This window comes from Thiocystis violacea, from assembly GCF_016583575.1.
Classification (GTDB): Bacteria; Pseudomonadota; Gammaproteobacteria; order Chromatiales; family Chromatiaceae; genus Thiocystis; species Thiocystis violacea.
The window spans coordinates 1-5,485 of record NZ_NRRG01000114.1 but is presented as its reverse complement, the minus strand read 5'-3'; the positions used below and the strand labels follow the sequence as shown (position 1 = coordinate 5,485).

General features: G+C 61.4%; 8 protein-coding genes and 1 pseudogene. 5 read left to right on the top strand and 4 right to left on the bottom strand.

The genetic code is table 11. The features are described from left to right. From CKO27_RS24810 to tnpB, 3 genes and pseudogenes are all read right to left on the bottom strand, one after another. Positions 1 to 156 (bottom strand): transposase domain-containing protein (locus tag CKO27_RS24810; protein WP_242471101.1); only part of this gene is annotated, 156 nt, incomplete at its 3' end. Beyond that, positions 139 to 1,224: pseudogene (tnpC, locus tag CKO27_RS23455) on the bottom strand (IS66 family transposase); the annotation flags it as partial. The gene CKO27_RS24810 and the pseudogene tnpC, both read right to left, overlap by 18 nt. A 440-nt stretch (positions 1,225 to 1,664) precedes the next feature. Next, positions 1,665 to 2,084, bottom strand: a complete 420-nt coding sequence (gene tnpB, locus CKO27_RS23450) for an IS66 family insertion sequence element accessory protein TnpB (RefSeq protein WP_338116181.1) — start codon at positions 2,082 to 2,084, stop codon at positions 1,665 to 1,667. Here tnpB and CKO27_RS23445 point away from each other — a divergent pair. Next, positions 2,034 to 2,873, top strand: a complete 840-nt coding sequence (locus tag CKO27_RS23445; RefSeq protein WP_338116180.1) for an IS110 family RNA-guided transposase — start codon at positions 2,034 to 2,036, stop codon at positions 2,871 to 2,873. The two genes, tnpB and CKO27_RS23445, sit on opposite strands and share 51 nt — an antisense overlap. Positions 2,874 to 2,929: 56 nt before the next feature. On the opposite strand, the gene CKO27_RS23440 is transcribed toward CKO27_RS23445, so the two are convergent. After that, positions 2,930 to 3,217 carry a hypothetical protein gene (locus CKO27_RS23440; protein WP_200377328.1) on the bottom strand — a complete coding sequence of 96 codons (288 nt, stop codon included), beginning with the start codon at positions 3,215 to 3,217 and terminating at the stop codon, positions 2,930 to 2,932. 69 nt (positions 3,218 to 3,286) lie between these two features. Here CKO27_RS23440 and tnpA point away from each other — a divergent pair, with 69 nt between their 5' ends. From tnpA to CKO27_RS23420, 4 genes are all read left to right on the top strand, one after another. Then, entirely contained in the window at positions 3,287 to 3,649 is a 363-nt protein-coding gene (tnpA, locus tag CKO27_RS23435; RefSeq protein WP_200377327.1) for an IS66 family insertion sequence element accessory protein TnpA, read from the top strand. Positions 3,650 to 4,175: 526 nt separating this feature from the next. Then, a complete protein-coding gene (locus CKO27_RS23430; RefSeq protein ID WP_200377326.1) occupies positions 4,176 to 4,418 on the top strand; it encodes a DUF4160 domain-containing protein in 243 nt (80 codons plus the stop codon). Continuing rightward, the gene (locus CKO27_RS23425) at positions 4,402 to 4,650 is read left to right on the top strand and encodes a DUF2442 domain-containing protein (protein WP_200377325.1); all 249 of its coding nucleotides are present in this window, start codon (positions 4,402 to 4,404) and stop codon (positions 4,648 to 4,650) included. The genes CKO27_RS23430 and CKO27_RS23425 overlap by 17 nt, the downstream gene beginning before the upstream one ends. 231 nt (positions 4,651 to 4,881) lie before the next feature. Next, positions 4,882 to 5,121, top strand: a complete 240-nt coding sequence (locus CKO27_RS23420; RefSeq protein ID WP_200377324.1) for a CCDC90 family protein — start codon at positions 4,882 to 4,884, stop codon at positions 5,119 to 5,121. The last annotated feature ends 364 nt before the right edge of the window (positions 5,122 to 5,485 follow it).

The window sequence follows — 5,485 nt, the reverse complement described above, 5'->3', positions numbered from 1 at the left end:
AACCGGCTTGATGTCGTCCATTTTCAGGTTGTGCGGCAGGAGAGCCGCGATGGCCTCTGGGGTCTTGGCCGCTGGCAGGTGCTCGAAGAGGTGGTTGAGGTAGGCCCAGGGCTCCAGGCCGTTGGCTTTGGCCGTCTCGATCAGACTGTAGAGCAAGGCGCTGGTCTCGGCGCCCCTGGGGCTGCCGGCGAAGAGCCAGTTTTTTCGTCCGATGACGAAGGGGCGGATGGCGTTCTCGGCGGTGTTGTTGTCGATCTCGAGGCGTCCGTCCTCAAGGAAGGTCGTCAGGATCGGCCACTGGCCGAGCGCGTAGTGGATCGCCTTGCCGAGCAGGCCCTTGGGCGGGGTGCGGGTGACGGTCTTGTCGAGCCAGACGTTGATGGCGTCGAGGATGGGGCGGCTGTGCTGCAGGCGAGCGGCGTGACGCGCGGCGGGTTCGGCTTCGCGCAGGCGCCGCTCGACGCCATAGAGCTGACCGATATAGGCGAGCATCTGCTGAGCGGCGCACGTGTTGCGCCCGCTGGCCGCCTCGACGAATTTGCGCCGCACGTGGGTCCAACAACCGGCATGGCCGATCACCTCGGGGGCGCTCGCCACGACGCCGTAGGCGCTGTAGCCATCGGACGGCAGATAGAAGGTCGGTGGCGGATCGGCTCCAGACCCCTCGCTCGGGGCGTCAAGCAGCCCCCCCTTGGGCACCGTCGCCGCGCGGCTGGCCGCCTATTCGAACCAACGCACCGGCTGTCCGGGCGCCCCGCCGCAGAACACCCACATGTAGGAGGTTTGGTCGTTCTCGCGTCCGGGCTCGCCGAGCACCTGCCGTGGCGTTTCGTCGACGTGCACCACCGGGCCTTGGCGCAGCAGGGCCTTGAGCGCGGCGGCGAGCGGGGCGAGCGGGGCGTTGAGCTGGATCAGCCGCCCGGCCATGGTCTGGCGCTTGAGGGGGATGCCGTCGCGCGCGAAGATCTTCTCCTGTCGATACAGTGGCAGGGCATCGACGAACTTGGCGGTGACAAGGCTTGCCAGCAGTGAGCTGTGGGCGATCGACTTGGGGATGATCTGCTCGGGACGCGGGGCGATCCTGACCCCGACCTCGGCGCCGACGACCTCGGCGTTGCGAGGAACATACTTGGCACGCTGGTAGACGATGACGTAGGTCTGGCGCGGCAGGATGGCGAGCGGCTCGGAGGTGTCGTAACCGATGAAGGTCCAGTCCTCGCCCATCGCCGCCTTCTCGTCCTCGGAGAGATCGAGCAGACGTTCGACGCGGGGCAGATGACTCGGTAGAGGGCGACGGACGGGTTTGCGCTTCGGGGGCGGGGTGACGTCCTTGGTCGTGTCCGGCGTCGAGACCGGAGGCCGCTCGGCCTCGAGTTCAGCGTCAGCGCTTCGAGCTCGGTTTCGTCGAACAGACGCCGTTGGCTGTCCGGAACCTGATCGGCGCTGCGTCCGAAGCGCTGGCGTTTGAGTAGCTCGATGGTCTCGAGTAGCGGCTCGATGTGGTGTTGTTGGGCCTGGCGCTCACGCTCAGCGTCCGCCAATTGTTCCGTCAACTGGGCGATGATCGCACGCCGTTCGGCGGGCGCTTCGGGTAGGCTCTGAGCGGGGCTGGACATAGCCGCCATGATACCGGATTCCCCTCTAAAATCCGATGCTTATTGACGCTAGACCAGGTCGAAATCGGCCCGCTTGTGGGCCTTGACGCGGGTCGGATCCAGACCCTCTAGCAACCAATGGAGCTCGCGCGCCGACAGCTTCACCGGCCCCTCGCTGGGTGCCGACGGCCACCAGAAGCGCTCGCGCTCTAGGCGTCGGTACCACAGCCAGAAGCCGTTGTGGTGCCACACCAGGATCTTGAGCTTGTCGCGGGCGCGATTGCAGAAAACGAAGACCTGGCTCGAGAACGGATCGCCCTCAAGGACATCGACCACCAGCGCCGCCAGCCCGTCGATCTGTTTGTGCATGTCGGTCGCCCCAGCGCCCAGATAGACCTGGGTCTGGCGACGCGGCTGGATTGGCTGACTCGCCAGGGCGTGGAACGTTCGCAGGTGCAGGTGATCCTGGAGGCGACGGGCATGTATCACGAAGCCGTCACCGAAGCGTTACACGCCGCCGGTATCCGGGTTTCCGTCGTCAATCCCTTGCAAATCAAGGAGTTTGCACGGGGTTTGGCGGTGCGCACCAAGACCGATGGCGTCGATGCCTTCACGCTGGCGCGCTTCGGTCACCTGGTGAACCCGCCGGCCTGGGTGCCCCCGCCGCCGGCCGTCCGTGAACTGCGGGCGCTCCTGCTGCGCCAGCAAGCACTCGCCGAGGATCTGCGCCGCGAACGCAATCGCCGCGACACCGCGGCGATGACCACGACGCCGGCGCTGGTCCTGACCTCCCTGGATGACAGTATTGCCTTCCTGGAGCAGGCACTCGCCACACGGCAACGCGAGATCGACGGCCATCTGGATCGCCATCCGGACCTGAAGGCCGATCGGCAACTGCTCACCAGCATTCCCGCCGTGGGGCATAAGGTCGGGGCTCAGCTCCTCGTCGTCCTGCGCGAACATGACTTTCAACGCGCCGAACAAGCCGCCGCTTACCTGGGTGTCGTGCCGATCGAACGCCAATCCGGCACCTCCGTGCATGGTCGCCCGCGCCTGTCGAAGGCCGGCCCCGCCAGGGTGCGCGCCGTGCTCTACATGGCGGCGATTGTCGCGATCCGCTACAACCCGCCGGTCAAAACCCTGTACGAACGCCTGCTGGCGCGGGGCAAATCCAAGATGGCCGCCCTCGGTGCGGCGATGCGCAAACTCGTTCATCTGTGTTTTGGTGTCCTCAAAAACCGGACACCGTACCAAGCCGATTATACGAAAGCAGCTTGACGCGCAAGACGGTATCTACCTGGCTAGCTTGCTTTTTCCAGAGCACAGTGGGGGTTTTAAGCCGCGTTCCAGGGGCAGCCAAGCAACAGCCAGGTCAGTGCAAGCACCGCACTCAAGGCGAACAAGCCCAGCACGACGAAGACACCTGTCCACCAGCGCATCGCCTGACGCCGGGTTGAAGCCCGCAGGGTCGGCTCGGCGTGTTCCAGCGTGCGCACTAGGGCGCGCAGTCGTTCCAGATCCGCCAGGCTCTCAGCATAATAGCGATCGCGTGCCAGATAGGCATCGTCATTCGCGCGGTTGGCGAGCAGGCGCTCGCTGGATCGCCGTAAGCGTCCGGCCAATTACATCTATCCCGCCCGCTGTCGGATCTGCAAGATGAACTTCTTTTCCCCATTGACAGGAGGTTCAGCATGACAGATCAACGGCGCACCCGCGAGCAGTGGCGGGACATTGTAGAGGGCTTTCCGGAGAGCGGCCTGACCCAGGCGCAGTATGGCGCCCGGCACGCCATCTCGGTGACGAGCTTTCATCGTTGGCGCGAGCGACTGCGTCAGGGCGCTGATCCCCGCGGGCCGGGAGCACTCCGAAACGTTGCCGAGCCGGTTCGGTTGCTGCCGGTCGAGGAGGTGCACGAGGCGCCCATGGCCCCGGTGGCGGGTTCGGCGTTGACCCTGGTGCTGGCCAACGGCGTACGCCTGGAGGTCGGCACGGACTTCGAGGCGAGGACATTGCGCCGCGTGCTGGAGATTTTGCAGGAGCCTGTGGCGGCATGATCACGCTCGGGGGCCAGGCCCGCACGGGTGTTCTCGATGACCTTGGTTTTCTGCTTGCCGTCCGCCTCGCGCAGCAGACACAGATGCAGTTTCGCTTTCGAGACATCAATGCCGAGAGACATCATGTGTCAACCCTCCGACGATGGAACCATCACGCCCACTGGCCTTGTGCCTGCAGGGTTCGCCCCTTGGATACCGTTCAGTGTCAGTGCTGGCGTGAAAGATGAGACGACGGGCTTCATCTACCTTGCAAGGTCAACGCCTTCAGGATGGGTTCAAGCTGCCGCCGTCTCGCGTGATGGGAGCTAACCATCACGGAACTCAAGATACAAGGATGGGTAGAGTGACCACGGTATGACGCCGATGATTGGCACGGATGCCGGCTGGTCACGAAACCCATCGAATTTATGCGCTACCCAGCTAACGCGGCTATACTTTACTCATCCTCTTTCACCGATGGCTTGAGATTGACCGCCATGGTCCACCTCGTATCGTCATTTCTCGATCTTTCGCATGAGATTGCTTGATGCCAGTCGTTTTACATTTGGACGGATTCAAGTTTTTCTTCTATGCAAACGAGGGTAATCCACGCGAGCCTGCTCATATTCACATCAGAAAGTCCGGCGCTGAAGCGAAGTTCTGGCTGGAACCTCAAGTACAACTCGCGAGAAATGACGGTTTCGATGCTCCGACGTTGAGGCGTATCGCTGAATTCGTGGCAAGCCATCAAGCGCAATTAAAGAGAAATTGGCATGAATACTTCACCTAAATCTGCCCGAGCCGATGAGAACAATCTATGGGTTGAATTGCATGACGGGCGCACGCTTGGTGTTCCGCTGGCATGGTTTCCTCGCTTGCTTGCGGCGACTCCTGAACAACGCAATGACTTTGACCTCAGTCCCCGCGGTATTCATTGGGACGCGCTGAATGAAGATATTTCGATTGCGGGGTTGCTCAATGGCGAGGGAGATCTGACCCATCATCGCCGTGAAGCCGCGTAGCGAGGTAGGATGGGTAGAGCGATAGCGAAACCCATCGTTCCCAGCGATAACGCCTGACCTTTGAACGCCCTCGGGAAACCGGGGGCGTTTTTTGTTGTGCAATCCTTATGGGTTGGCGCTTGGGATCGGTGGGTTTCGCTGCGCTCTACCCACCCTACGCCAGCCGGGGTATGTTGTTTCCGCGCGGGAATGCTATATTGAACGGCGTTGCATCTTGATGGAGTCGATATCATGACGACGATCAGTTTTGACACCCATGAATTTGTCAAAAAACTGCAATCCGTGGGTTTTACGCAAGAACAAGCCGAAGTGTTTGCCTCTGAACATCGGCGAATCATTGAAGATTCCTTGGTGACGAAAGATCATTTGGATATGCGCTTGCGTGAACTCGAATATCGTTTGATCATCAAAATGGGCGCCATGATAATGGCCGCTGTCATTTCCATTGTGGCACTGGTGAAATTTCTTTAGCGGGGTAGGATGGGTAGAGCGATAGCGAAACCCATCGTTCACAGCTCCAACGCCTGACCTTTAAACGCCCTCGGGAAACCGGGGGCGTTTTTTGTTGTGCCATCCTGATGACTTGGCACGGGGTTCGGTGGGTTTCGCTGCGCTCTACCCACCCTACAAAGCCCTCGGGAAACCGGGGGCGTTTTTTGTCGGGCGCGATCCTGAAACGCCGGCGCGGGGTTCGATGGGTTTCGCTTTGCCCCTATCCTTGGCTGATGCCTGCGTGATGCTATACTTAATTGTGTTTTTCCAGATGACGACAAACAGCCATGACTGAAAATGTTGAAAACCTCGTGTTGGAACAACTACGTGCTATCCGGGCAGC

Excerpts from the sequence above, each read along its gene's own strand:
- CKO27_RS23420 (WP_200377324.1), top strand. The coding sequence starts at position 4,882 with ATGACGACGATCAGTTTTGACACCCATGAATTTGTCAAAAAACTGCAA.
- CKO27_RS23425 (WP_200377325.1), top strand. The coding sequence starts at position 4,402 with ATGAATACTTCACCTAAATCTGCCCGAGCCGATGAGAACAATCTATGG.
- tnpA (WP_200377327.1), top strand. The coding sequence starts at position 3,287 with ATGACAGATCAACGGCGCACCCGCGAGCAGTGGCGGGACATTGTAGAG.
- CKO27_RS23430 (WP_200377326.1), top strand. The coding sequence starts at position 4,176 with ATGCCAGTCGTTTTACATTTGGACGGATTCAAGTTTTTCTTCTATGCA.